General features: G+C 34.7%; 22 protein-coding genes. 9 read left to right on the top strand and 13 right to left on the bottom strand.

From position 1 onward, the window contains the following. Nucleotides 1–3: 3 nt before the first annotated feature. A complete protein-coding gene (locus J5Y03_RS12810) occupies nucleotides 4–495 on the bottom strand; it encodes a YtxH domain-containing protein (protein WP_209406269.1) in 492 nt (163 codons plus the stop codon). A 13-nt stretch (nucleotides 496–508) separates the two neighbouring features. After that, nucleotides 509–985, bottom strand: a complete 477-nt coding sequence (locus J5Y03_RS12805; protein ID WP_209406267.1) for a low molecular weight protein-tyrosine-phosphatase — start codon at nucleotides 983–985, stop codon at nucleotides 509–511. A gap of 390 nt (nucleotides 986–1,375) precedes the next feature. On the opposite strand from J5Y03_RS12805, the gene J5Y03_RS12800 reads away from it, so the two are divergent. The 6 genes from J5Y03_RS12800 to opp4A all read left to right on the top strand — a co-directional run bounded on the left by J5Y03_RS12800 (nucleotide 1,376) and on the right by opp4A (nucleotide 7,767). Next, nucleotides 1,376–1,522: a hypothetical protein gene (locus J5Y03_RS12800; protein ID WP_209406265.1), complete on the top strand. Its 147-nt coding sequence runs from the start codon at nucleotides 1,376–1,378 to the stop codon at nucleotides 1,520–1,522. A 631-nt stretch (nucleotides 1,523–2,153) separates the two neighbouring features. Then, nucleotides 2,154–3,179, top strand: a complete 1,026-nt coding sequence (locus J5Y03_RS12795) for an ABC transporter ATP-binding protein (protein WP_209406263.1) — start codon at nucleotides 2,154–2,156, stop codon at nucleotides 3,177–3,179. Next, complete coding sequence (locus J5Y03_RS12790; protein WP_209406261.1) at nucleotides 3,160–4,086, top strand: ABC transporter ATP-binding protein; 927 nt, start codon at nucleotides 3,160–3,162, stop codon at nucleotides 4,084–4,086. The genes J5Y03_RS12795 and J5Y03_RS12790 overlap by 20 nt, the downstream gene beginning before the upstream one ends. A gap of 15 nt (nucleotides 4,087–4,101) precedes the next feature. Then, nucleotides 4,102–5,067: an oligopeptide ABC transporter permease gene (opp4B, locus tag J5Y03_RS12785; RefSeq protein WP_209406259.1), complete on the top strand. Its 966-nt coding sequence runs from the start codon at nucleotides 4,102–4,104 to the stop codon at nucleotides 5,065–5,067. Between the two features lie 16 nt (nucleotides 5,068–5,083). After that, on the top strand, nucleotides 5,084–5,989 hold the full coding sequence (locus J5Y03_RS12780; protein WP_209406257.1) for an ABC transporter permease: 906 nt from the start codon (nucleotides 5,084–5,086) through the stop codon (nucleotides 5,987–5,989). 14 nt (nucleotides 5,990–6,003) lie between these two features. Continuing rightward, the gene (opp4A, locus tag J5Y03_RS12775) at nucleotides 6,004–7,767 is read left to right on the top strand and encodes an oligopeptide ABC transporter substrate-binding protein (protein WP_209406255.1); all 1,764 of its coding nucleotides are present in this window, start codon (nucleotides 6,004–6,006) and stop codon (nucleotides 7,765–7,767) included. A 150-nt stretch (nucleotides 7,768–7,917) separates the two neighbouring features. Here the strand turns inward: opp4A and J5Y03_RS12770 are convergent, their stop codons facing one another. From J5Y03_RS12770 to J5Y03_RS12760, 3 genes are all read right to left on the bottom strand, one after another. Then, nucleotides 7,918–9,279, bottom strand: a complete 1,362-nt coding sequence (locus tag J5Y03_RS12770; RefSeq protein ID WP_209406423.1) for an amino acid permease — start codon at nucleotides 9,277–9,279, stop codon at nucleotides 7,918–7,920. A gap of 234 nt (nucleotides 9,280–9,513) precedes the next feature. After that, nucleotides 9,514–10,797 (bottom strand): Glu/Leu/Phe/Val family dehydrogenase, encoded by a 1,284-nt coding sequence (locus tag J5Y03_RS12765; RefSeq protein WP_209406253.1) that lies wholly within the window; start codon nucleotides 10,795–10,797, stop codon nucleotides 9,514–9,516. A gap of 16 nt (nucleotides 10,798–10,813) precedes the next feature. Further along, nucleotides 10,814–12,025 (bottom strand): ornithine--oxo-acid transaminase, encoded by a 1,212-nt coding sequence (locus J5Y03_RS12760; protein WP_209406251.1) that lies wholly within the window; start codon nucleotides 12,023–12,025, stop codon nucleotides 10,814–10,816. Between the two features lie 211 nt (nucleotides 12,026–12,236). Between J5Y03_RS12760 and J5Y03_RS12755 the strand changes: the two genes are divergently transcribed. Beyond that, the gene (locus J5Y03_RS12755) at nucleotides 12,237–13,649 is read left to right on the top strand and encodes a sigma-54 interaction domain-containing protein (RefSeq protein WP_209406249.1); all 1,413 of its coding nucleotides are present in this window, start codon (nucleotides 12,237–12,239) and stop codon (nucleotides 13,647–13,649) included. 123 nt (nucleotides 13,650–13,772) lie between these two features. On the opposite strand, the gene pheA is transcribed toward J5Y03_RS12755, so the two are convergent. The 3 genes from pheA to megL all read right to left on the bottom strand — a co-directional run bounded on the left by pheA (nucleotide 13,773) and on the right by megL (nucleotide 17,923). Continuing rightward, on the bottom strand, nucleotides 13,773–14,621 hold the full coding sequence (pheA, locus tag J5Y03_RS12750; protein ID WP_209406247.1) for a prephenate dehydratase: 849 nt from the start codon (nucleotides 14,619–14,621) through the stop codon (nucleotides 13,773–13,775). 175 nt (nucleotides 14,622–14,796) lie between these two features. Further along, nucleotides 14,797–16,533 (bottom strand): ubiquinone-dependent pyruvate dehydrogenase, encoded by a 1,737-nt coding sequence (gene poxB, locus J5Y03_RS12745; RefSeq protein ID WP_209406245.1) that lies wholly within the window; start codon nucleotides 16,531–16,533, stop codon nucleotides 14,797–14,799. A gap of 211 nt (nucleotides 16,534–16,744) precedes the next feature. Continuing rightward, nucleotides 16,745–17,923, bottom strand: a complete 1,179-nt coding sequence (gene megL / locus J5Y03_RS12740) for a methionine gamma-lyase (protein WP_209406242.1) — start codon at nucleotides 17,921–17,923, stop codon at nucleotides 16,745–16,747. A 278-nt stretch (nucleotides 17,924–18,201) separates the two neighbouring features. On the opposite strand from megL, the gene J5Y03_RS12735 reads away from it, so the two are divergent. After that, a complete protein-coding gene (locus J5Y03_RS12735) occupies nucleotides 18,202–18,588 on the top strand; it encodes a DUF2500 domain-containing protein (protein WP_209406240.1) in 387 nt (128 codons plus the stop codon). A gap of 76 nt (nucleotides 18,589–18,664) precedes the next feature. On the opposite strand, the gene J5Y03_RS12730 is transcribed toward J5Y03_RS12735, so the two are convergent. Together J5Y03_RS12730 and J5Y03_RS12725 are read right to left on the bottom strand one after the other, a co-directional pair. Next, nucleotides 18,665–19,918, bottom strand: a complete 1,254-nt coding sequence (locus J5Y03_RS12730; protein ID WP_209406238.1) for an ATP-binding protein — start codon at nucleotides 19,916–19,918, stop codon at nucleotides 18,665–18,667. 174 nt (nucleotides 19,919–20,092) lie between these two features. After that, nucleotides 20,093–20,728, bottom strand: a complete 636-nt coding sequence (locus J5Y03_RS12725) for an FMN-dependent NADH-azoreductase (protein ID WP_209406421.1) — start codon at nucleotides 20,726–20,728, stop codon at nucleotides 20,093–20,095. Nucleotides 20,729–21,285: 557 nt separating this feature from the next. Here J5Y03_RS12725 and J5Y03_RS12720 point away from each other — a divergent pair. Continuing rightward, on the top strand, nucleotides 21,286–22,647 hold the full coding sequence (locus tag J5Y03_RS12720) for an amino acid permease (RefSeq protein ID WP_209406236.1): 1,362 nt from the start codon (nucleotides 21,286–21,288) through the stop codon (nucleotides 22,645–22,647). 28 nt (nucleotides 22,648–22,675) lie between these two features. On the opposite strand, the gene J5Y03_RS20195 is transcribed toward J5Y03_RS12720, so the two are convergent. From J5Y03_RS20195 to J5Y03_RS12710, 3 genes are all read right to left on the bottom strand, one after another. Then, on the bottom strand, nucleotides 22,676–22,834 hold the full coding sequence (locus J5Y03_RS20195) for an IS3 family transposase (protein WP_407648432.1): 159 nt from the start codon (nucleotides 22,832–22,834) through the stop codon (nucleotides 22,676–22,678). A gap of 291 nt (nucleotides 22,835–23,125) precedes the next feature. Further along, the gene (locus J5Y03_RS12715; RefSeq protein ID WP_209406234.1) at nucleotides 23,126–24,142 is read right to left on the bottom strand and encodes a cytochrome d ubiquinol oxidase subunit II; all 1,017 of its coding nucleotides are present in this window, start codon (nucleotides 24,140–24,142) and stop codon (nucleotides 23,126–23,128) included. 19 nt (nucleotides 24,143–24,161) lie between these two features. Then, nucleotides 24,162–25,496 carry a cytochrome ubiquinol oxidase subunit I gene (locus J5Y03_RS12710; protein ID WP_209406232.1) on the bottom strand — a complete coding sequence of 445 codons (1,335 nt, stop codon included), beginning with the start codon at nucleotides 25,494–25,496 and terminating at the stop codon, nucleotides 24,162–24,164. Between the last annotated feature and the right edge of the window lie 445 nt (nucleotides 25,497–25,941).

Here is a 25,941-nt window from a genome sequence, read left to right as displayed (position 1 = left end):
AAATCATTCTTCTTTATTCTTTGAAAGAACTACATCATCAAAAATTTCTTCCATTTTTTCTTTTAATTTTGCATCAGTTTCATCTTTTACTTCTATTGTAGCTTCAGAACTTTTCACAATGCTATCTTGCTTATTTTCTGAAGGAAACAGAACTTTTTCTTCTACTTTTTCCACAACTTTTTCTTGTACAAACTCTTGCATAGCAGATTTTGGAGATTTAAATCCTGGTACTGAATCTTTAATCTCGATCCATTTATCTTTAACAGATTGTACATTATCTTCTAATTTTTCAACTGAACTTTGTACAACTTTTAATTGTGATTTTACAACATCTTTTACACTTTGAGGATCTTCTTTCCATTCAGTTATTTTTTTTGTAAGTTTTTTACCTTTTCGAGAAATCTTTTCACGGTTTTCCTTATCTAGTAGTGAAATCCCTGCACCAATTGCTACTCCGACTAGAACATTGCGTAACGTTTTTCTACCTCTTGACATCGCATTTCCTCCTCTAAACAGTTAATTGGTGTTGCTTAAGAATATATTGAAGTAAATGAGAACAACCTTCTTCTATAATGTTGTACACTTCATCAAAGTTACCAGTATAATATGGATCTGGTACATCCTTCCATAAAGAAGCGGGAACAAAATCACTTAGAAGCGAGATTTCTCCTTTACATTCCTTTCTACTTAACTTTAGTAAATCCTCTTTATTCTTTGCATCCATAGCGACAATATATGTATATTCATTAAAATCCTTGTCGCAAACTTGTCGAGCTTGCATGCCCTCATAGCTGATTCCTTTATCATCTAATAACTGTCTGGTCCCCTCGTGTGGTGGATGACCAATATGCCAATCACCAGTTCCAGCAGAATCAATTATAAAATCTTGCCCTAGCCCTTTTTCTGTAGCAATATGTCTGAAAATCGCTTCAGCCATCGGTGAACGACATATGTTACCTAAGCAAACAAACAATACTTTTATCATGTGTCTATCCCTTCTACTATCTATACTTAACTAATTAAGTATATTTTACCATGTTCAGGTGCAAACCCATCAAACATTTTGAAAGAAAAAGGTTGCTTTCGTATACATTGTTACTATTTCAGTATGTGTAAGTTGATTGGAACGTAGGGATGCTCGCTTTACGTGGGGTAGGCGATGAAATGCTCCTCGTTCCCTTTTCCCTGTCCTTGTTCCCTATTCCTTGTCCCCTATTTCCTGTTCTCTGTCTGTCATAGTATATCCAAATTTAATTTGAATTAACGAATGATAACTTGTTTACTAAGTACTAATCTTATTTCCTATTACATGGATATCTTATCTTCCTCTCTCATATATATTAGTTAACTTTGGATGTGAAGGAGGAATCAGTATATGGCACTTTTTCTTGGAAAGGTTATATTTTTTATTTTGTTTGTTCTCTTTGGAATTACAGGATATTTTTATATATTAAAGTCCAGTTTAAACTTAAAAGATGCTATATCTATTGATCCTAAACCTAAAAATCCTTCAGAAGAATAAAGTGAAACTTCCATCAGTTGGAGTTATTTTTATCCCCACTGATGGTTATTTTTACGGGCAGTTATCCCCCACCTATCTTCTTTGTCTCTCTCAATCTTGAGGTAGGCTCTTACTGCTCGCGAATAGTGGGATAAAGTAATTGGTGACTCTCAAAACTGCTAACAATTCGAGTCACCTATTTTCATTCATTGATTTTAGAGTATCTTTCTTTAATTATTTACATTACGAAGAACTAATAAAAGTTTTTGTTGGTTTTGGTTGTTTTTCGAAAAGATTTTTATAAAAAAATAGCAAGAATTATATTTGTTTTATATTAATGGCCAAGCTTTAAAATACAAGGTTAAGGGCATTTAAAACGAAATATTTTTTTACATAAAAATTTGTCATCCGACATAATTCTACTTTCCCAATATTATTCTAATTTCTGTCCCCTAGTTCTAAGTAAGCCCTCTATTCCTTAATTTTATGGACTTTTTCTTTTATTTTTTCTAACAAAATACTATTTTTGTTATATTTTTTACCTTTTTGTTATATTTTTTAAGATTTTTTAAGATATTGTAAATTTCGTAATTTACATATTATACTAAATATACAAAATATTTAATTAATTTAATGAAAAGGAAGTGATTCTATGAATAAACCTATATTACAAATTGAAAACTTAACAACATCCTTCCAAATAAGTAATGAATTTTATCCTTCTGTAGATGATGTTTCATTAACAGTATATGAAAATGAAATTGTTGCCATTGTTGGGGAGTCAGGATGTGGAAAAAGTGCATTAGCATTATCCATACTAAGTCTCCACAATACTAAAAGAACAAAATTAAAAGGCAAAATCAACTACCGAGGACAAGATTTATTATCCCTCACTGATTCAGGAATGAATAAAATACGCGGCAAAGAAATAGGAATGATTTTCCAAGAACCCTTAACTGCCCTTAATCCTCTTATGACAGTCGGTAAACAAATTGAAGAAAATTTAGATTTACATACAAAACTCTCTTCATCACAAAAAAAAGAGAGAGCGCTGCAGCTTCTAGGACAGGTAGGAATTCCTAAGCCGGCTGTAACATATAAACAATATCCACATGAACTTTCTGGTGGAATGAGACAACGTGTCATGATTTCGATCGCAATTGCATGCAGTCCTTCTATAGTAATTGCAGATGAGCCAACAACAGCATTAGACGTTACTATCCAAGCGCAAATTCTAGACTTATTAAAAGACATTCAAAAGGAAACAAAGCTTGGAATCATTCTAATTACACATGATCTTAGTGTTGTTGCAGAGGTTGCTGATCGAGTTTTCGTTATGTACGCTGGGCAAATTATTGAAACAGGTACTGTAACTGAAATTATGAAAAATCCTTTACATCCGTATACTCGTTCATTATTAAACTCAATTCCATCGAATAATAATAACAAAGATCGTTTACACGTTATCGAAGGAACCGTTCCTTCATTAGATCGTTTACAAAGAACAGGCTGTCGTTTTAGTCCACGAATCCCTTGGATTAGTGAACATCACCACGAAGAACATCCAACATTACATGAAGTTAGTCCTGGTCATTTTGTACGTTGTACATGTTATAAAACATTTGAGTTTAAAAACAAGAAAGGAGGACCAGCAATCAATGTCACTTCTAAAAGTTGAAGACTTAAAAGTTCATTATCCAATACGTGGAGGAATCTTCCGAACAGTTGTCGATTATGTTCGTTCTGTAGACGGTGTTTCCTTTGAGCTACAACAAGGCGAAACTTATGGTTTAGTTGGAGAATCAGGTAGTGGGAAATCTACTACAGGAAAAGCAATCCTCCAATTAACAAAAGCTACAGCAGGTTCAGTTTATTTCGAAGGGAAAAATCTAGTAAAGCTTAGCAAATCTGAAATGAGGGTATATAGAAAAGACATTCAAATGATCTTCCAAGATCCATACTCTTCCCTTAACCCTAAGAAGAGAGTTCTTGATTTAATTGCAGAGCCTTTACGCAATTATGAAAGATTATCACCAAGTGAAGAAAAGAAAAGAGTACAAATGTATTTAGATAAAGTTGGATTGACTCCTGAATCAATCCATAAATACCCTCATCAATTTTCAGGCGGTCAACGCCAGCGTATTGGGATCGCACGTGCATTAACATTAAAACCGAAGCTAATTATTGCAGATGAACCAGTATCTGCACTTGATGTTTCTGTACAAGCTCAAGTATTAAACTTTTTACAGGATTTACAAGAAGAATTCAATTTAACTTATTTATTTATTGGACATGATTTAGGTGTTATTCGTCATTTATGTGACAGAGTCGGCGTAATGTATAGAGGAAGATTAGTTGAAGAAGGAAATTCTGAGGACATTTTATCAAATCCTCAACACATTTATACAAAACGCTTAGTTGCAGCAATACCAGACATTCGCCCAGAGTTCAGAGATGAAAAACTTAAAATAAGACAAGAAGTAAAAAGAGAGTATGAACAAAATTCTGCTACATTTTTTGATCATACAGGCAGACCATACGATTTAAAAAAATTCACAGACTCACACAGAGTAGCTTTACCGTAGAAAGGATGTTAAGCGATGTGGAAATTTATTATTCGTCGTACACTTATTATGATTCCTCAGCTCTTTATTTTAAGTATTTTAATTTTCATACTAGCAAAAGGAATGCCTGGTGATGCCTTAACTGGAAGAGCAGCTAATCCAAAAGCAGATCCAAAACAAACCGAGGCCATACGTGAAAAAATGGGCTTAAATGACCCAGCTTATGTTCAGTATGTTCGCTGGATGAAGAATGCACTACATGGAGATTTTGGTATTTCCTATACACAACAAATACCAGTTAAAGACGTAATTGGTGAAAAAATTAGTAATACAGTCCTCTTATCTTTTTCCATTTTAATCGTTACATACATACTAGCCATTCCACTAGGGGTAATAAGTGGTCGGTGGAATGATACATGGGCAGATAGACTCGTTACTGGATATAACTATTTAGGATTTGCAACACCTTTATTTATCTTTGCGATCGTCATGCTATTTATTTTTGGTTTTTATTTAAACCTCTTCCCAACTGGAGGAAGTATCGATCCTACTATTGATAATGGTACGTTTGCCTATTACATTAGCAAAATTAATCATTTAGTTCTTCCAACTTTATCTGGTGCATTGATTTCTACAGTTGGTATATCACAATATTTACGCAGTGAAATCATTGATACAAAAGTAAAAGACTTTGTAAGAACAGCAAAATCAAAAGGTGTCCCTGAATCTAGGATCTATGCAAGACACATTTTGCGAAACTCATTTTTACCAATTGCAGCATTTTTAGGTTATGAACTTACTAATCTAATTAGCGGCTCAGTGTTTTTAGAATCTATCTTTAGTTATCCTGGTCTTGGACAACTATTCATTAAATCAATTATGCAGAGGGATTATTCTGTTGTAACAGCTCTTATTATGATGACAAGCTTTGCAACGCTAATAGGTACCCTTCTCTCAGACATTATTTTAAGTATAGTTGATCCACGTATCAGAATAGAATAAAAGGTAGGTGAATAGGATGGAAGTACAAGTTAATAAAAATAATTCAATCGTCAAAACTGAAAAAAGTCCATCTGGCTTTTCTGTTGTTTTTAATGAATTTCTTAAAGATAAACTAGCAATGGGATCACTCATATTTTTAACTTTACTAGTCATTGCAGTTTACGTAACTTCTTTCTTTTTAAATCAAGGTCAAATTACAACGGTAGATATTCTATCCATTTATCTACCACCTTCTGCTGAACATTGGCTTGGAACCGATTATGGTGGACGTGATATATTTGGTCAATTAATTATTGGGACTCGGAACTCTTTCACAATTGGTTTATTTATCACCTTGATTACAAATTGTGTAGGGTTAGTGGTTGGGTTAATCGCTGGTTATTTTGGTGGTGTCATTGATTCAATTATTATGAGGATTATTGATTTTATCCTTATTTTACCTTTCATGATGATGGTTATCGTATTTGTTACATTGGTTCCTAAATTTTCGATATTAAATTTCATCTTAATTATGAGTGCATTTTTATGGACAGGTAAAGCTAGGCTGATCCGTTCTAAGGTTTTATCTGAAAGTGAACTAGATTATATAGCTGCTGCCAAAGCGCTCGGAACTTCAAATGCCAAAATACTATTCTCTCATTTATTGCCTAATGTTAGTTCACTAATTATTGTAGCTTTTACATTGAATTTAGCTGGAAATATTGGGATTGAATCTGGCTTAACTTTCTTAGGATTTGGTCTTCCTGAAAGCACCCCAAGCTTAGGGACGCTAGTTAGTTATGCTACGAACCCTGATGTTTTACAAAATAAATGGTGGATTTGGTTACCTGCATCGGGCATGATTTTAATGCTCATGCTGAGTATAAATTTTATCGGCGAAGCGGTTAAACGTGCTGCCGATGCAAGACAAAGAAGAGGATAAGGAGAGTGATTAAGATGAAAAAGGTAAAGACGATTTCAAAAGTAATTAGTGCATTAGCTATTTCATCATTATTATTATCAGCTTGTTCAACAGGTAATAAAACAAGTACTAAACCAGCTGCTAAAGTTGATGCATCAGCATTCCCTTTAAAAATGAAAAACGACAACAAATCTATTCAGGGTGGGATCCTTAAGTACGGGTTAATTTCTGATACTGCGTTTGAAGGAAAGTTGAACGCCAATTTTTTTGAAAGTTCACCAGATTCTGACGTACTTCAATTTTTTGATGAGCAACTTTTAGGAACTGATGAGAACTATATGTATGACCAAAGTGGTGCTGCTACATATGAATTAAGCAATGACAATAAAACAATTACAATTAAAATTAAAGATAATGTAAATTGGTCAAATGGTGACCCTGTAACAGCTGAAGATTTAGAGTACACATATCTTGTAGTAGGGAATAAAGATTATACAAGCGTTCGTTATGACTCCCTTATGCAACAGGTTGTAGGTATGGCTGATTATCACGCAGGAAAGACGGATAAAATTTCAGGTATAAAAATAATTGATCCTAAAACAATTTCAATTACGTTTACACAAGCAAACCCTTCTTTATTAACAGGATTAAATACAAATCCAATGCCTAAAAAATATTTAGCAAATGTGCCAATTGCTAAATTAGTAAGTTCTGATCAAATTCGTAAACATCCAATTGGATTTGGACCATTTAAAATCAAAAATATTGTTCCTGGAGAATCAGTTGAATTCGTAGCGAACAAAGACTATTGGAAAGGTGCTCCGAAGTTAGATGGCGTATTATTAAAAGTAGTGAATCCTACGGTAGCTACCGCTTCTCTAGAAAACGGAAACCTTGATGTAGCTGATTTCCCAGCTGAGCAAATCGATAAAGCTAGATCTTTGAAAAACATCGAAATTCTTGGGAAAGTTGATTTAGCATATGACTATATTGGTTTTAAACTAGGTCACTATGATGCAAAGAAAGAATTAAACGTAATGGATAATCCTAAATTCCAAGATAAACGCGTTCGTGAAGCTATGGCATATGCAATTGATACAAAAGAAATCGGGGATAAAATGTATAGAGGGCTTCGTTTCGCCGCAAACACAGTTATTCCACCATCATTCCCTAAATATTGGGATAAAGACGTAAAAGGCTTTACAAAAGATGTTAATAAAGCTAAAAAATTATTAGATGAAGCAGGATACAAAGATACCAATGGTGATGGTTTCCGTGAAGATCCAAATGGTAAACCTTTTGTAATCAACTTCCTTGCAAAAAGTGGTAGTGATATTGCACAACCATTAGCACAATTATATATTCAATCTTGGATAGCTATTGGCTTAAACGCGCAATTAGTAGATGGCAGATTAGCCGAAATGAACTCATTCTATGACAGAGTTGAAAAAGATGATCCAAAAGTAGATGTTTTCGCAGGTGCATGGGGAACTGGTTCTGATCCAGACCCATCAGGTCTTTGGTCAAAAGATGCTATGTTTAACTATCAACGTTGGACAAATGCTGAAAATGATACATTACTTCAAGAAGGTACTTCACCTAAAGCATTTGATAGTAAGTACCGTGTAGATGTGTACAACAAATGGCAACAATTAATTCATGATGAAGTACCAATGATTCCTACACTTTATCGTTATGCAACTGTAGGCGTTAATAAGCGCGTAAAAGGTTGGGATTTAACTAATGGTAAAAACTATCTACCTGATGTTTCTTTAACAAGTGAAAATCCAGTGAAATAATCCACTAAAATTAGATCTTAAAAAGGTACTTACGAGTTATTAATCGTAAGTACCTTTTTAAACTAGTTGTTAGAAAATTTCAAAAAAACAACCGAGAGTGACACAATTCACTTTCGGTTGTTTTAAATAGGTTTTTACTCTTTCTTTATTCTAGTTAGCAACCTTCGAAACTTCTTCTTTTGTATCTGCTAAATCGATATTTTTCTTTTTCGCTACCAAATGGTAAAAAACATAACAAGCAATTGCAAATGGAACCCCACAATAGATCGCCATTCTTTGATCTGGAATAAACACTAGACTAATCATAGTGAGCATATTTAAAGCAAATGCAAGTAACGGAACGAATGGATAAAGTGGTGTTTTATATTTTAAATCCTCTACTTTTCCACCCTCTTGGATGTACTTTTTTCTACCTAAATAGTTTGATAAGGCAATTGATGCCCATACAAATACGCATCCAAAACCAGCTATTGATATTAACCATACATATACTGTACCTGGTGCAAAGATTCCACTTAAAAGTGATAAGCAACCAAAAATCATACTAAAAATTAATCCATTAAGAGGAACTCCTCTTTTTGATAACTTTCCAAACAGAGGTGAAACCATTCCTTTTTTGGACATCGAAAATAGCATTCTAGAAGTTGCGTATAATCCTGAATTTGCAACTGATAGAACAGCTGTAATAATAACAAAATTCAGAATATCAGCTGCATAAGGAATCCCTATTCTGTCAAATACAACAACAAATGGACTATCAACTAGTCCCGCTTTTTCCCAAGGGAACAGACCTGCAAGAACAAAAATCGAAAGAATAAAGAATATTAAAATTCTCCATACAGTACTATTAACTGCTTTTGGTACTGCTGTAGCTGGATCATCACTTTCTCCCGCAGCAACTCCAACTAATTCACTTCCTTGGAATGAAAAGTTTACCCCAATCATTGTAACTAATATTGCCATGATCCCCTTCGGAAATAGTCCTCCGTGGTCAGTAAAGTTTGATAGCATTGGTGCTTTATGTCCATGCATAGGAATGATTCCAAACATTGCAGCGGCACCTAATACAATAAACGCAATAATGGTTACAACTTTAATACTAGCAAACCAGAACTCTACTTCAGCGAAGCTTTTAGAAGACAATGCATTAATCAAGAATAATATCACACCAAAGACTACACACCAAATCCATGATGGTACATCTGGAAACCATCTTTTCATTAAAATACTAACTGTAGTTAATTCTAACCCTATTGTAACGGACCAGTTTAGCCAAGACATCCAGCCAACTACATACCCAGCTGCTGGTGAAATATTTCTCGTAGCATATGTTTGATAAGAACCAGCATCTGGATTTAATACCGCTAATTCTCCTAAACAAAGCATTGTTAAGTACATTACTAATCCGCCAACTAAAAAGGATAGCATTGCTCCCCCAGGACCTGCCTCATGAATGGTATAACCTGATCCAAGGAATAAGCCTGTCCCAATAATACCACCAAGGGCAATCATAAATAGATGTCGGCTTTTCAATTCACGCTTTAATTCTTGCTCTAACAAAATAACCCCTCCTCTGATGTAAGCGCTTAAGTTCAAATCGAAACAAAATTCTCTTTGTGACTATTTTCCCCTAAAAATAGTCACAAAGAGTTTACATTCTAACAATATAATAACAGAAAATAAAGAGTTGTGCGAAAAATATGTTTTGTTAAATTTTACCGATAATTCTTTAATATTAAAATAATTTTACACCCATCCTCTAAAACGTGAAGCTTCTGCCATTTTCTTAATTCCGACCATATAAGCAGCAAGTCGCATATTTACATTACGATTTTTAGACGTTGAATAAACACTTTCAAAAGAAACAACCATTTTCATACGTAATTTTTCTGCTACTTCTTCTTCTGTCCAATAATATCCTTGATTATTTTGTACCCATTCAAAGTAAGAAACAGATACTCCTCCAGCACTCGCAAGAACATCTGGAACTAGTAAAATGCCACGTTCTGTTAATATTTTCGTAGCCTCTAATGTTGTTGGTCCGTTTGCAGCTTCAACAACAATTTTTGCTTTAATATTCGCAGCATTTTCTTTTGTAATTTGATTCGAAATTGCTGCTGGAACTAAAATATCACATTCTTTTTCTAGTAATTCCTTATTTGAAATGACATTTGTGAATTGTGGCGTAATTGTTCCAAAGCTATCACGTCTGTCTAATAGATCGTTAATATCTAAACCTTTTGGATTATAAAGTGCACCATGAGCATCAGAAATACCAATTACTAATGCACCTGCTTCAACCATGAATTTTGCTAAAAAGCTACCAGCATTTCCGAAGCCTTGAATAATTACTCTTGCTCCTTGAAGGGTAATTCCTTCTCGCTTAGCCGCTTCTTCAATACAGATTGTTACACCTTGAGCAGTAGCAGTTTCACGTCCTTGTGATCCACCAAGTACGATTGGCTTCCCAGTAATAAAACCAGGAGAATCAAATTCTTGGATTCTGCTATATTCATCCATCATCCATGCCATAATTTGTGGATTTGTGTAAACATCTGGAGCTGGAATGTCTTTTGTCGGTCCAACAATTTGGCTAATTGCACGAACATATCCACGACTAAGTCTTTCAAGCTCATTTGTTGACATTGATTTAGGGTCGCAAATAATGCCTCCCTTTCCTCCACCATAAGGTAAGTCAACAATGCCGCATTTTAAACTCATCCACATTGAAAGAGCTTTTACTTCATCTTCATTAACCTCTGGATGAAAACGAATGCCACCTTTTGAAGGACCTACAGCATCATTGTGTTGTGAACGATAGCCTGTGAAAATTTTTGTAGATCCATCATCCATTTTCACTGGAATTCGAACAGTTAAAAGACGTAATGGTTCTTTCAACAGCTCATACATTTCAGCTGAGTATCCTAGTTTTTCGATCGCTTCTTGAATAATTAATTGAGTAGAGGTAATTAGCTCTTTTCCCTCTGCTTTTATAGCTTCTTTTTTATCCACTGTTCCGATTGTACTCATGAATTTCACCCTCTAATTAGATAGTTACTTTTTGTTCATTAAACACTGCAAAGATTTGTTCGATTGCCCAATCTAACTCTTCTTTTTCAATGATTAATGGTGGTGCAAAACGAATAACTGTATCATGTGTTTCTTTACATAATAAGCCTTGTTTTTTCAACGCTTCACAATAAACTCGAGCAGGTACATTTAACTCTACCCCAATAAATAATCCTCTTCCTCTTACTGTTTTAATATGAGGATGGTTAATTTCTTTTAATCTTGCAACAAAGTATTCACCAAGTTCCATTGATCTTTCAGCTAAACGTTCTTCTTTAATTACATCAAGTGCAGCAACAGATACAGCACAAGCTAATGGATTTCCACCAAAAGTAGAACCGTGAGAACCTGGCTCAAATACATTTAAGATTGAGTGGTCTGCTACCACACATGAAATTGGAAATACACCGCCACCAAGCGCTTTTCCTAAGATATACATGTCAGGTGTTAAGCCTTCCCAATCACATGCAAACATTTTTCCAGTACGTCCAAGACCTGTTTGGATTTCATCAGCAATAACTAAAACATTTTCTTCTTTACATAAAGCTTCAACTTCACGTAAATAGCCATCTTTAGGAATATTAATTCCTGCTTCACCTTGAATTGGTTCAAATATAAATGCTGCAGTATTTTTTGTAATCGCTTTCTTAAGTGCTTCGATATCACCGAATGGAACTAGTTTAATACCTGGTAAAAATGGTCCAAACCCACGTTTGTAATCTGCTTCAGATGATAGAGAAATTGCTCCCATTGTACGTCCATGGAAGTTACCAATACACGCAATAATTTCTGCTTGATCGTCTTCTACACCTTTTACATCATATGCCCATCTTCTAGCTGCTTTTAATGCAGTTTCTACAGCTTCCGCTCCTGTATTCATTGGTAAAATCATATCTTTACCTGTAATATCAGCTACTCTTTTATAAAACTCACCCATGTTTTCACTGTAAAATGCACGTGAAGTAAGTGTAACTAAATCTGCTTGGTCTTTTAATGCTTGGATAATTTTAGGATGTCTATGACCTTGGTTAACAGATGAATAAGCACTTAGCATATCTAAATAACGGTTACCTTCTGGATCATATACCCAAATACCCTCTGCTTTTGAAATAACAACTGGTAGTGGATGATAGTTTTTTGCACCGTATAAATTTGTTTGTTCAATAATACGTTCTGATGTTGTTGTCATGAAAATTCTCCCCCTATTGTATGAAACATAGTAATTTACTATCTTACTTATTATTAAGCAAGAACCGTGCCAAAATGAAATTCTAATAGAAATATACATTTGTAGAAATATTTTTGCCCTTTACGCAAAAATATTTTGCGCCAAAGTGCAAAAAACGTTTAAAATATTTGCATAGGGAAGTTTACAATTTGATAATAGGGAGAAATAACCTATGGGAAACAAACTGAATGATCTACACTTAACAGATGATTTACTACAAATTATTTTAGATGAAATAGATATTGGAATTCATGTCATTAATCTAGATGGAAAAACTGTCATTTACAATCATAAAATGATGGAAATTGAATCAATGAATCAAGAGGATGTATTACACAAAAATTTATTAGACGTGTTCACATTTAAAGAGAATCAGCACAGTACTTTGCTAGAAGCCTTAAAATACGGGAAAACTCGTAAACATATAAAACAAACTTATTTTAATAATAAAGGAAAAGAAGTAACGACCATTAATGACACCCTACCAATTATTAAGAATGGTCAAATTGTTGGAGCAATCGAAATTGTAAACGATGTATCAAAAATAAATCAGCTGATGAAGAATGATCTGAATCAACAACGAAATACACATTTTACATTTGATCAAATTATTGGAGAATCCATTGCGATTAAATCAGTGATTGAAGAAGCAAAACGCTCAGCTAAAACTTCTTCTTCTGTCTTAATTGTCGGAGAAACTGGTACAGGAAAAGAGTTATTCGCTCAGAGTATTCATCATGAAAGCAAGCGTTCGAACAAACCATTTATTTCACAAAATTGTGCAGCTATTCCTGACTCACTCATTGAAAGTATCTTATTTGGTACAAAAAAAGGGGCATTTACAGGAGCAATTGATAAACCAGGTCTGTTTGAGGAAGCAAACGGGGGAACAATCCTCCTTGATGAAATTAACTCACTTAATCCTACTCTTCAAGCGAAATTATTACGTGTGCTTCAGGATCAAAAGGTAAGACGAATTGGAGATTTTGTTGAAAAAGAATTAGATGTTAGGGTCATTGCAACGATTAATGAAGACCCAATTGAAGCAATTGCCAATAATCGTCTACGAAAAGACCTTTATTACCGATTAAGTGTTGTCACATTATTTTTACCTCCACTAAGAGAACGAAAAAACGATATTTTCCTATTATCTGCTTATTTTCTGAATAAATATAATAGCCGTTTTGGTCTCTCAGTAGAAAGATTAGATGACCAAGTGACGGATTTCTTTTTAACTCATACTTGGCCAGGGAATGTGCGTGAATTAGAGCATATGATTGAGGGAGCAATGAATTTAATAGAAGACGAGAAGATGATTACTTCTTTTCACTTACCAACCCGCTTCTCAAATCAAATTTATCAAACAACACATATTCAAACTCTTGACGTGCAACTAGTGGATGATCAAATCTCAAATGAAAAACAGAATAAAGGCCAATTAAAAGAAAAAGTACAAGAGATGGAAAAAGAATATATTCTTCAAGTACTTGAAAATCATAATGGAAATATCACACGCGCAGCAAAAGAACTTGGCCTTAGCAGACAAAACCTACAATACCGCTTAAAAAAATTCAAACTAAATTAGTTCACTATAAACTAGAAAGGCAATCCTCGTCATTGATTCCGAGGAATTGCCTTTTCCCTTATTTTCCTTTTCCCTGTCTTTCCTTTTTTCCTTGTTCCCTATTTCCCTTGTTTCCCTGTCCCCTTACTTACTGTATGTCGAATAGCTACCAATTATTTTAACAGTAAACCCAAGCGCTTCAAGCTCCTGTTTCACTCCTGGGAGTAGTACTTCATCATATCCCATTTCAACATCAATAATGAAAAAATAATTCCCTAATCCAGTTTTCATTGGTCTCGACTCAATTTTTGAAAGATCTATTTTTCTCCAGGCAAACGCTGATAATACTTGATGTAGCGCCCCTGCTTTATTTTCTGGCATCATCACAACAAATGTTGATTTTTGATTTTCCTTTTTTAATAGACCGTACTCTTTCGCAGTATTTTCCCTCTGAAGGATGACAAATTTCGTACGATTGTATGTATTTGAATGAATATCTGAAACTGCAATATGTAAACCATATGCTTTAGCTGCATATTCATTTGCAATTGCTGCTATATTTTCATGTTCATTTTCACTAACAAACTTTGCCGCTGCACTTGTTGACGTCATTGGTTCAAGTCTAGTCGATTTAAAATGCTCATGTAAAAATGGATGACATTGTGCGAGCGCATGTGAATGTGAATAAATGACCTTTGCATCTTTCCATTTTTCAGCATTCTTTTTTGAAACGATTAAATGCTGACGGATTGGCATTATGATTTCCCCAACAATTTGAAGTGGTTGCTCATGCACTAAATAATCAATCGTGATTGGAACAGAACCTTCCACTGAATTTTCGATTGGAACAACTGCTAGATCTACTTCACCTTCAGCTAGGCCATCCATACATGCAGGAATACTTGTATAGGCTAGATGTTCTTCCTTCTCAAAAAATGATTGAACTGCCACATGAGTAAATGTTGCTTCTGGTCCTAAAAAACCTACTTTCATATCTGCCTCTTCCCCTTTTACGTAAAATCGTCGTTAACTAGTTAATGTTTTTTAACACTTTTTTATTAATTTATAAATTTATTCAACCTGCTACTTTCACTATCCTGCTATTTTAAAAAAAAAATAAAAGAGCTGCCGAGGCAACTCTTTTGGTCTTAACTACAGGTAAGTAGATTCAAAAATGGAATTTATCCATTAAATTCGTCTTTGCAAGGTCAATCACGTCACTCGCATGACCATTCAATACAGCTTTAAGTGTCCATAATGAGAAACCTTGAGCTTGTTCTATACTTACTTTTGGTGGCATTGCTAATTCTTGACGATTTACTACGACATCAATCAAGGATGGTCCATTGTGTTTAAACGCTCTGAGCACGGCCGACTCTAAATCAGCAGGATCCTCAACACGAATTCCTTCAATCCCCATTGCTTGTGCTACCTCTGCAAAGTTTGGATTGTCTAGATGTGTGCCCGATTCTAAATAACCTGCCGCTTTCATTTCTAATTCAACAAAACTTAGTGCGCTGTTATTGAAGACAATAACTTTTACAGGTAACTTATGTTGATGGAGTGTCAATAAATCTCCCATTAGCATTGACAGCCCCCCATCACCAGATAATGCGATAATCTGTCGTTCCGGTTTTGAAAACTGCGCACCAATCGCTTGAGGTAAAGCATTGGCCATCGTCCCATGATTAAAAGAACCTAGAAGTCTTCTTTTGCCGTTCATGCGTAAATATCGGGCAGCCCAAAGTGTAGGAGTACCTACATCACATGAAAATATAGCGTCTTCAGCAGCAAGATCACTTACGACCTTTGTAAGATACTGAGGATGTATAGGTACACGTCCTGGTTTACCAACTGCATAACTATCTAAACCTTCACGTACCTTTTCATAAGCTGATACATATTTTTCTAAATGCTTTGATTCCCTCTCTCCTTCTAAAAGAGGTAACAAATGTTTAATCGTTTCTTTTACATCACCACAAAGTCCATATGTCACGGATGCTCTTCTTCCTAAATGCTCTGCCCTTATATCCACTTGCAAAATAATTGCATCCTTTGGATAGAACTGTCTATAAGGGAAGTCCGTACCGAGCATCAATAAAACATCGCATTCCATCATTGCATGATATCCTGAAGAATAGCCAATTAAACCTGTTAATCCAGCGTAATAAGGATTGTCGTATTCAAGGAATTCTTTTCCTCTAAGTGCAATGACCATAGGTGATTTTAATTTTGAACAAAGCTCCATCAACTGAGAATGAGCACCTTCACAGCCAGCACCGCAAAGTAATGTGACTCGTTTTCCATTATTAAGGAACTCTGCTAACCGTTCTAGCTCTGAATCAGATGGTCTAACTAACGGATTCGTAACATGGATTACCTGATCTGGAACTTTTTCTTTATCCTCATCTGAGGCAACGTCTCCGGGTAAAACAAGTACAGAAACCCCTTTACGTGAAATGGCATGTTGCATAGCTATTGTTACCATACGCGGCATTTGCTCTGGAGTAGAAACCGTCTCACAAAAGTGACTACAATCCTTGAATATTTGTTCTGGACGAGTTTGTTGAAAGTAATCGCTCCCTATTTCTCCGCTAGGAATATGGGCTGCAATCGCAAGAACAGGAATACGACTTCGGTGACAATCATACAATCCGTTTATGAGATGGAGATTACCAGGTCCACTGCTTCCTGCACAAACAGCAATACTATCGCTTAGAAAAGCATCAGCACCAGCCGCAAAAGCAGCTACTTCCTCATGTCTAACACCAATCCACTCTATTTTTTTAGAATTTTTAATTGCATCTAAAACAGCATTTAAAGAATCACCAACAATACCATAAATTCTTTTCACACCCGCTTGAACTAATGACTCGACCAGTAAATCAGCAATTGTTTTCCTCATATTATTCTCCTTACTTAAAAAGTTTGGTAAATAGAAATGCACTTCTCTCAAAATGTATACTTTGCAAATTATGGTGTCGTTATACCGAAATTGGTGCCTGTCACATTTGAAGTGTGGATATATTGTGGATAAAATTGGAGAGGGCTTCTAGAAAAAAGAAGGATAGGTGAGCAGAATGCAATCTGCTTCCCTATCCTTCTTCTCATTACTTTTATTTATGGTTTAACGCAGCTTCTAAATCATCCCATACATCTTCCCAATGCTCTAATCCTACTGAAAGTCGAAGAAGAGAATCTGAGATACCCATTTGTTCTCTAATTTCTTTAGGAACAGGACTATGGGTCATCGTTGCAGGGTGTTGGATTAGTGACTCTGCATCCCCTAAGCTTACCGCAATTTTTATGAGTTTTAATCGATTCATAAATTGCTGGGCTTCTTCTTTACCACCATACAGTTCAAACGATATAATTCCACCGCCATTTTTCATCTGATTCTCAACGATTTCCTTTTGAGGATGATCTGGGTCTCCTGGATAATAGACATTCTTTATGCTTGGATGATTTTTCAATGATGTAGCTATTTTTAGTGCATTTTCACAATGGCGCTCCATCCGAACAGGTAGCGTTTTTAACCCCCGAATAAGTAACCATGCGTCAAACGGTGCCATGACTCCGCCAATATCCTTTTGGGTTGTCAAAGCCATTTTCTTGATGAATTCATCTTTCCCGACAACGATACCCGCAATTACATCACCATGACCACAAATATATTTTGTTGCACTGTGTATAACAACGTCACAGCCTAGTGTAAGTGGTCTCTGTAAGTAAGGTGATAAAAATGTGTTATCTACAACAACCGGAATTTGATATTCTTTTGCAACTTTACTTACCATTTCTAAATCAATTAATTGCATAGTTGGATTAATAGGGGTTTCAACATAGATAACCTTCGTTTTTGGTGTAATTCCTTTCCGAACGGTTTCTTCATTATTCATATGACTAAAACCATGTGTAATTGAATATTTCTCTTCTAATAGATTCAATAACCCAAACGTACAACCATAAACTCCTTGAGAGCAAAGAATATGGTCTCCAGCTCCTGTTAATGAAATTAACACAGATGAAACAGCAGCCATCCCAGAACCAAAAGCTAAACCTGCTTCACCTTCTTCAAGTAAGGCCATTTTTTGCTCTAGAATATTAACTGTTGGATTTCCTAATCGTGAATAAATAAAGCCAGACTCCATTCCACCAAAACGCGCCTCTCCTTGTTCAGCAGAGTCAAATACAAATGTTGAGGTTTGATATAATGGTGCTGCTAAACTACCTTTATGCTCAGCTGCTTCATAACCATGATGAATAACTTTTGTTTCAAAGCGATTACTTTCCATTTCTTTTCCTCCATTTAAGTGAAACTTCTATAAGTGGGAGCTTTCTTCATTCCCGCTTATGGTTATTTTTCGGGCAGTTATCCTTCACATTTTTTTCAAATATGGGGATTTTACTGCCGGTAATTGCGGGAAAAATGACTTACTATATCATATGAAAAATGAGATAAAATGAAAGCGCTATCTTTTTATTAAATATATACTCTCTAACTATAAAAGTATAGTAAATTTTCTAACTATTCAATAAAATGTATTGTAAGACACTATTAGGAGGTGGATTAATGGGGCCAGAAATAAATTCAGGTTTTGATGTATTTTCAGTCTTATCTATCATATTCCCTATTCTATTCATCATCGCGTTCATAGGTATCTTCATAAATATTCTGCATGGAGTAAAACAATGGAATTTCAATAACAAACAGCCTGAGCTAATTGTTCCAGCAAAGATTGTTTCAAAAAGAACAGAAACTCATCATCATCAACATAATCATAACAATCATCATGCGATTCATACGACAAACAGTTATTTCGTCACATTTGAAGTAGAGAGTGGCGATCGAATCGAATTTACTATTCAAGGGTATCAATACGGACAAATGAGTGAAGGAGACAACGGAAAACTAACCTTCCAAGGTACTAGATTTATAGGCTTCGAAAGAGGAAGATGAAATATCTTTAAAAGAAAAAGAGCTAAATCATCAAAAAATTCTCGACATAGCTCTTTCATTCTCTTATGGAAAATTCTTAAGTTGAATTTACTGGTAGTTTTATTGTTACGATTGTTCCTATATTTTGTTCGCTCTCAAATTGAACAGTTCCACCCATCGCTTCAATGATACGAATAGACACTGTAGTTCCTAACCCAGTTCCTTTTTCTTTAGTCGAATAAAATAGCGTCCCAATACGTGCTAATTGTTCTTTTGTCATCCCTTTACCGTTATCTTTAATAATAATTTCTACTTCATCCTTTTTACCAAACATTGAAACCGTTACTTTTCCTTCTGCACTTGTTGCTTCAATTGCATTTTTAACAAAATTCAGTAATGCTTGTTTTAATTGATTTCGATCAGTTACAATCGACACTTCCGAATTGATATCTTGTATTAACGTAACATTTTGTTTTACAGCTAATGGTTCGATTAACGTTACGATATCTATCAAAAGTTTATCTAATGGAAATTCTTCAACTTTATCTAATTGCGGTTTTGCAAAATTTAAAAAATCATTAATGATGACTTCCGCACGTCCTAATTCACTCAATACCAATGGTAAATATTCCAATCCCTTTTTTTCTTCACTTTTTTGCATGAGCTGTAAAAAGCCTTTTACGACCGTCAGAGGATTTCGAACCTCATGTGCAATAGAAGCTGCTAGCTCACCAATTGTATTTAGCTTTTCAGCTCGTTGAATTTCTTGCTGCATTAAATCCTTTTCTACAACAGTTTCAATCAACAAGACGACTAAAATCATCGCAACCATTTCGATACAAACAAATACGCCAATCAATGGAACTGTTATTTCTATTCCCAATGCTGAATTTCCTTTAAAGTACAAATAAGAGAACAAGATCGTAAATTGGACGATCATTGGCCATAATCCAATTAGTAGTGCTATTAACAATCTACCTTTTTTCCTAAAGCACCAAAACCATTTTGACATAATAATTGGGCCAATTGAAGAAAGTATACAAGAAACAAAACCAAAATATAGTGCATCCCCACCAAGAATGGCCCTTGCTATAAGTAAAAATAATAATGTAATTAAACCAGATAGTGGCCCACCATAAAGTGCAGCAATCGTTAAAGCAACATATCGCAAATCCCAAAACAATCCAGAGCTATTATATGAAAAAAAAAGACATGTAGCACCTACTATTCCTTGTAAAACACCAAATAAGACTGGACGATTATTAATCCCCTTTTTATCTAGTAAGATACTAAAAAACAAAACAGGTGCCATATTTACAAGTACATGCAAAAGTAGTTTCTCTGTCAGCATTTTTTTAACTCCATAACAAGTTTTATACAATACATTCAACAAAAAGTAGTATAATCCTTTTGTTTTCTTTTTAATAATTCTGAAATCGTCATAAAACGACATTAAATTAAAAAGAAGACGAAACAAAAAGCCATTCCTTTGACCGGGAATGACTTTTTTTGGATAAAGCTTAAATTAAAAATCTTTTGCCATTTCTTTCGCTTGTTGGATTGCTTTCTCTTTAATTTCCTGTGCTCTATCTTGGAACTGATTATGACCTTCAACAAATAATCCTTTAAAATCAGTAATACCGAAGAAACTCATGATAACACTTAAATAACGATGCCCCATTTCTAGATTTGCAGCTGGTCCTTCAGAATAAACTCCACCACGAGCTTGGATGTGTAAAGCTTTCTTATTTGGCAATAACCCTTGAGGACCTTGGTCAGTGTATTTAAATGTTTTTCCTGCAACACTTACTGAATCAATATATGCTTTCATAATTGGAGGAAAAGAGAAATTCCACAAAGGTGTTACAAAAACATACTTATCTGCTTCAACGAATTGGTTAACAAGCTCATTTAAACGACCAACCTTTGCTTTCTCAGTCTCTGAAAGATTATCAAACGCTTGACCAGATTGAAGTTTTCCCCACCCTGAAAATACATCTGCATCAATATGTGGAATGCTTTCTTTATACAAATCAATATGAACAACTTGATCATTTGGATGGTTTTGTTTATATGCTTCGATAAACTCTTTTCCAACAGCCATACTATAAGAAGTAGAAGCATCATTTGGATGAGCAGTAATATATAAAACGGTTGTCATTTTTATTTCCTCACCTTCTGAATCGTCTAGCGCGAACATTTTTTTAAATGAATCCATAAATTTTCCCATGATTAGTAACTCACTTTCTCAAGCTTTAACTATGTATTAAGGGCATTTTCTCTATCTAATATTTTTGACTGTTTTCTATTTTTGTTGTTATTTTAGAGTGCGTTAGTTAATTACAACTCCAGGTTGCTCCCTTTCCGCGTGGCGTGAGCTAGCCTCCTCGGCAAGCCTGCGGGGTCTCAGCCTTCACGCTATTCCCACAGGAGTCTCGCACCTTCCATTGTAATCAACTTTTGTCTTTAAGTTTCAAATCTCAAAAGCAACAATCTTTTAGAAAAGAGCCATATTCTTTAAACCACCTCCAATAACAAAATTAAAAGGTATTATGCTTTCCACATATTTCCCTTACCTTTGTTAATAGAGATATTGTCTGTTGAATACCTTGGTTTTATTCATTAATTGTCCACTATTACCAATCTTCTTAGTTAAGATCTCTATTTTTGAACATACTACTAATAGATAATCTACTAAACATTTTCCGAGGTATTAAAATGGACAACTTATTTAAAAAAAAGGAAATATCTGATTTATTAACCCATACTAGCGGAACGAAATCATTAGGCTCATTTGATTTAACTCTCATGGGAATTGGCACCATTATTGGCACTGGTATTATGGTATTAACAGGAATAGTTGCTGCAAAAAATGCTGGACCTTCTATTATTTTTTCATTTATACTCGCCGGGATCATTTGTGGGATTGTAGCACTTTGTTACGCAGAACTCGGATCTGCTCTGCCAATCTCTGGGAGCATTTATACGTATACATATGTAAGTATTGGTGAGTTTGTAGCCTTTTTAACTGGATGGTGTGTATTGTCCATTTATCTATTATCTGTTGCAGCTGTTGCAAATAGTTGGACTTCCTATTTCGGAAATTTCTTGGACTTATTTAATCTTTCAATTCCTAAAAATTTGACGAATATACCTGGAAAAGGTGGAATAATGAATTTACCGGCCATTTGTGTCGTTCTACTCATTACGTGGCTTGTTTCAAGAGGGACAAAAGAAAGTAAAAAAGTTAACAATTTAATGGTTTTAGTAAAATTATGTGTAATTTTTTTATTTATCGTCGTTGGTTCTTTTTATGTAAAGCCGAGTAATTGGACGCCATTTTTCCCATTTGGAATACATGGCGTAATAACAGGAGCAGCTTCTGTTTTCTTTTCATTTATTGGGTTTGATGCAATTGCAACATCTGCTGAAGAAGTAAAAAATCCACAGCGTGATCTTGCATTTGGAATTATCGCTTCTTTATTAATTTCCACCGTGTTATATATAGGAGTATGTCTAGTTATGACAGGTGTAGTCCCTTTCAAGGAATTAAACGTTCCTGACGCAATGGCATATGTTCTTAAAATATCCGGAGCTAACTTAGTTTCAGAAATTATTTCACTCGGGGCTATTATCGGAATGTTAGCAGTCATTCTTGCATGTATTTATGCCTCTACACGAATACTTTTCGTAATGAGTAGGGATCAGCTTCTTCCTAGAAAGTTCTCATCAGTACATGCCCAATCAAATGTACCTACCTTTTCAACTTATGCTGTTGGAACGATTGGAGCCATTCTTGCAGGTTTCATTGATTTAAAACTATTAACAAACTTAGTAAATATAAGTGCATTATTGACATTCATTATGGTAACAATTTCGTTAATGATCCTTCGTAAAACCAAGCCAGAGCTGAAAAGATCATTTAAAGTTCCGTTTGTTCCAATATTGCCTTTGATTACACTTATTTGCTGTATTGGATTAATGATTAATTTACCACTTACAACTTGGATTTTATTTTTAGTTTGGCTAGTTTTAGGAATGGGTGTGTATTTGATTTATAGAAAATGGGGTCACTCTTAGTAGAGATGATTCCCTCTTTACTTCTTAATCATAAAGGATAATAAAACAGTACATTTCGTTGATCAATATGTGCTGAATCCAAAAAAGTTAAACATGATATTTCGGCAACTTTATATTGGCATGATTTTCGGTATTGAACCGAGCTCATGCCATATAATTTTGCCTTAATTCGTTTGTGATTAAATATTGAATATTTTTAGTTTAAAATGCTCTATACTTTGAAACCCTTTCATATAAAGTAACTCAGACTGATTTTTTAATTAAACTCCAAAATAAAAAGTCGAGTTACCCTCGACTTTTTCCACACTTTATTCACACTCTAAAAAGTGACAGGCACAGGCACCAGTATCATCGGCACCGTATCACCTAAACAATTTTCCAATCATCGATAACAATACGATAAATGCCACGATAAAACATGTGATTACAAGCTTCTTTTCTTGTTTAGCAGACGTGTGAGATCGTCCTTTATCCTTCATTACTTTTTCCCCTGAATGTAGTCAGCGTTGAATAAAAATAATCTCATTAATATGATAAGGGACGGGATTAACAATACTAAACCTAATATGAATACGATAACGAGTGCAACCGCTGCCGTGTGAACTGTAAATCCACTATAGATTGTAATATATGGATCCAAAATATATGGCAAATGTGACGCTCCGTAACCATAAAAAGCAAAGAAGTATTGTAGCATGACAAAGATAAATGCCGTTCCATAATTGCGTTTAAATAATATCAGAAGAGAAGCTACGATAAAACAGACTAGCGATAGAGCAAACATCCACCAATATTTATCAATAATTCTTTGATAGAAATGAACATTATTATCACGTAATCCAACAAATACTAAAAAACTTGCAAGGATAGTTGGGATACTCCAGAATAATGCATAGCGCCTTAGAATAGCAAGTGCACCATAATCTTTCGCGCGATTTGCATAATAGGTTAAAAATGTAGCGCTAATATATAAGACGGAAATAATCGCAATAATGACAACACTCCACGAATATAAGCTTGAAAAAAGCTTACCTGCTAAAAACTGAACGGCTCCATTCTTTTCTGTAATAAACCCTCCTCCAGAAATTGTGAGGACAGTACATAATGCGGCAGGAATTAAAAGTCCAGTTGCACCATACAAGAATAAATAGACTTTATTGTCCTTGGACCCATAATTTGAAAAAGCATAAAACGATCCACGAATAGATAATAAGACTAACGCTATACTTCCAGGAATTAGCAATGCTGTTCCTAAATAGTAAGCTACACTTGGAAAAAAACCGATTAGACCTACAAAGAAAAAGACAAAAAATACATTGGTTACTTCCCACACAGGAGCTAAATACCGGTCAATGATATTATTAATAACATGATCTTGTTTTGTCATTTTTCCATAATAAGCAAAAAATCCAGCTCCAAAGTCAATCGATGCTACGATAATATAGCCGTATAGAAAAGTCCACAAAACAATCATACCTAATAATTGAATATTCACCTCTCTTCCTCCTTTTCTTCTATATGTTATTAAAGCGATATTTCATTTCATCTTCAGGTGGATTCTGTATAAACATTTTTCGAATGACAACTATACTGAAAATTGCTAACAATAAATATAAGACTAAGAATAACCAGAACATACTACCTAGACCACTAGCAGTAGTAGCCCCTTGCGCCACTTTCATATACCCTCTTAAAATCCATGGCTGCCTACCAACCTCAGCTAAGGTCCAACCGAGTTCAATAGAGGCCATTGCAAATGGACCAGCACAGGACAAGCCAACTAATAGCCATTTATTATGCATCCATTCCTTTTTCAATCTCGAACATAATACATAAATAAATGCCATAAAAAGCATTAATCCAACTAATGTCATTTTCACATCAAATAAATAGTGAATATACAAAGGTGGTGTCTCATCTTTTGGAAACTCATCTAACCCGATCACTTTTGCATTAAAGTCTGAGAAAGAAAGAAAGCTAAGAAGTTTAGGTATTTTAATCGCATACTTTACTTCTTCCGTATCTTTATTTAAAGTTCCATAAAATATGAACGGTGCTCCTCTTTCTGTCTTAAAATGCCATTCCATTGCTGCTAGTTTTTCAGGTTGATGTTTGGCTAAAAATTTAGCAGAAAAATCGCCTGTAATACCCGTTAATATTCCAAAAATCAATCCCATCGTAACCGCTAAACGAAGACTTTTTGTTATGTACTCGCTTCTCTTTCCACGTAGGTATTGGACAGCAGCAATAGACCCTAAAATCAGAGCTGAAGCTGTATAAGCCGTTACAATGACATGCATCGATTTAGCTGGTGTCGCAGGATTAAACATTGCAGCAATTGGATCAATTGTTTTAATTACCCCATTCTTAAGCGTAAAACCTTGAGGTGTATTCATAAAAGCATTTACTGTTGTAATAAAGAATGCAGATAAATTAGCTCCTATAATAACCGGAAAGATAAACAACCAATGAGATGTTCGTTTTTTAAATCGATCCCAAGTGTATAAATAAATACCAAGAAAAATTGCTTCAAAAAAGAACGCAAACGTCTCCATAAATAGAGGTAGACTAATTGCTTGCCCTGCTACCCTCATAAAGCTTGGAAAAAGTAAGGACAGCTGTAACCCAAGACACGTTCCAGTTACAACCCCAACAGCAACAGTAATTGTATAACCTCGAGCCCATCGTCTTGCCATCAACAGGTAGTTATTATCCTTCTTCCAAATTCCCAATCCTTCAGCAATCGCAATCATCACAGGAATTCCAACCCCGATGGTTGCAAAAATAATGTGAAAAACAAATGTCATCGCAATGAGTAATCTACTAAGTGTGACATTGTCCATATCCATTACAAATACCCCCTAAGTTTTTAAGATAAAAAGCTATGTGATTTAGTTGTGTTAGTAAACAAAAAGGGTGTTTCTTTTAATAACGAGAGAATCTAATACAAAAATACTCGATTACTTATGTATGTAGTCTCATATACTGATGTCATGTGACAAACATTCCCAAAACAAACAAAATACGGTACTACTAATAAAAGTATGTGCGTAATAGTACAAACCTATACGAAATTATCAAAAGGATAAAGGATCGAATATCACTTTAAACTATTCAATAAAAAAAGAATTTATACACAAGCATTTTGGCAGAATGGTGAATTCTTATAGAACTATGATTTGTATGTTGAGTGGCTTTGTATTAATTCAGCCGTTTTACTGATTAATTCAACCGTTCTCCTATTCCATCAATTAAAATAAATTAATTTCACCAAAAATCATAAAATAAAGATAT

Origin of the sequence: Gottfriedia endophytica, assembly GCF_017814275.1 — a bacterium.
Lineage (GTDB): Bacteria > Bacillota > Bacilli > Bacillales > Bacillaceae_G > Gottfriedia > Gottfriedia endophytica.
This window is presented reverse-complemented; position numbering and strand designations above follow the sequence as displayed.

Excerpts from the sequence above, each read along its gene's own strand:
- J5Y03_RS12810 (WP_209406269.1), bottom strand. The coding sequence starts at position 495 with ATGTCAAGAGGTAGAAAAACGTTACGCAATGTTCTAGTCGGAGTAGCA.
- J5Y03_RS12805 (WP_209406267.1), bottom strand. The coding sequence starts at position 985 with ATGATAAAAGTATTGTTTGTTTGCTTAGGTAACATATGTCGTTCACCG.
- J5Y03_RS12800 (WP_209406265.1), top strand. The coding sequence starts at position 1,376 with ATGGCACTTTTTCTTGGAAAGGTTATATTTTTTATTTTGTTTGTTCTC.
- J5Y03_RS12795 (WP_209406263.1), top strand. The coding sequence starts at position 2,154 with ATGAATAAACCTATATTACAAATTGAAAACTTAACAACATCCTTCCAA.
- J5Y03_RS12790 (WP_209406261.1), top strand. The coding sequence starts at position 3,160 with ATGTCACTTCTAAAAGTTGAAGACTTAAAAGTTCATTATCCAATACGT.
- opp4B (WP_209406259.1), top strand. The coding sequence starts at position 4,102 with ATGTGGAAATTTATTATTCGTCGTACACTTATTATGATTCCTCAGCTC.
- J5Y03_RS12780 (WP_209406257.1), top strand. The coding sequence starts at position 5,084 with ATGGAAGTACAAGTTAATAAAAATAATTCAATCGTCAAAACTGAAAAA.
- opp4A (WP_209406255.1), top strand. The coding sequence starts at position 6,004 with ATGAAAAAGGTAAAGACGATTTCAAAAGTAATTAGTGCATTAGCTATT.
- J5Y03_RS12770 (WP_209406423.1), bottom strand. The coding sequence starts at position 9,279 with ATGATTGCCCTTGGTGGTATTATTGGGACAGGCTTATTCCTTGGATCA.
- J5Y03_RS12765 (WP_209406253.1), bottom strand. The coding sequence starts at position 10,797 with ATGAGTACAATCGGAACAGTGGATAAAAAAGAAGCTATAAAAGCAGAG.
- J5Y03_RS12760 (WP_209406251.1), bottom strand. The coding sequence starts at position 12,025 with ATGACAACAACATCAGAACGTATTATTGAACAAACAAATTTATACGGT.
- J5Y03_RS12755 (WP_209406249.1), top strand. The coding sequence starts at position 12,237 with ATGGGAAACAAACTGAATGATCTACACTTAACAGATGATTTACTACAA.
- pheA (WP_209406247.1), bottom strand. The coding sequence starts at position 14,621 with ATGAAAGTAGGTTTTTTAGGACCAGAAGCAACATTTACTCATGTGGCA.
- poxB (WP_209406245.1), bottom strand. The coding sequence starts at position 16,533 with ATGAGGAAAACAATTGCTGATTTACTGGTCGAGTCATTAGTTCAAGCG.
- megL (WP_209406242.1), bottom strand. The coding sequence starts at position 17,923 with ATGGAAAGTAATCGCTTTGAAACAAAAGTTATTCATCATGGTTATGAA.
- J5Y03_RS12735 (WP_209406240.1), top strand. The coding sequence starts at position 18,202 with ATGGGGCCAGAAATAAATTCAGGTTTTGATGTATTTTCAGTCTTATCT.
- J5Y03_RS12730 (WP_209406238.1), bottom strand. The coding sequence starts at position 19,918 with ATGCTGACAGAGAAACTACTTTTGCATGTACTTGTAAATATGGCACCT.
- J5Y03_RS12725 (WP_209406421.1), bottom strand. The coding sequence starts at position 20,728 with ATGACAACCGTTTTATATATTACTGCTCATCCAAATGATGCTTCTACT.
- J5Y03_RS12720 (WP_209406236.1), top strand. The coding sequence starts at position 21,286 with ATGGACAACTTATTTAAAAAAAAGGAAATATCTGATTTATTAACCCAT.
- J5Y03_RS12710 (WP_209406232.1), bottom strand. The coding sequence starts at position 25,496 with ATGGATATGGACAATGTCACACTTAGTAGATTACTCATTGCGATGACA.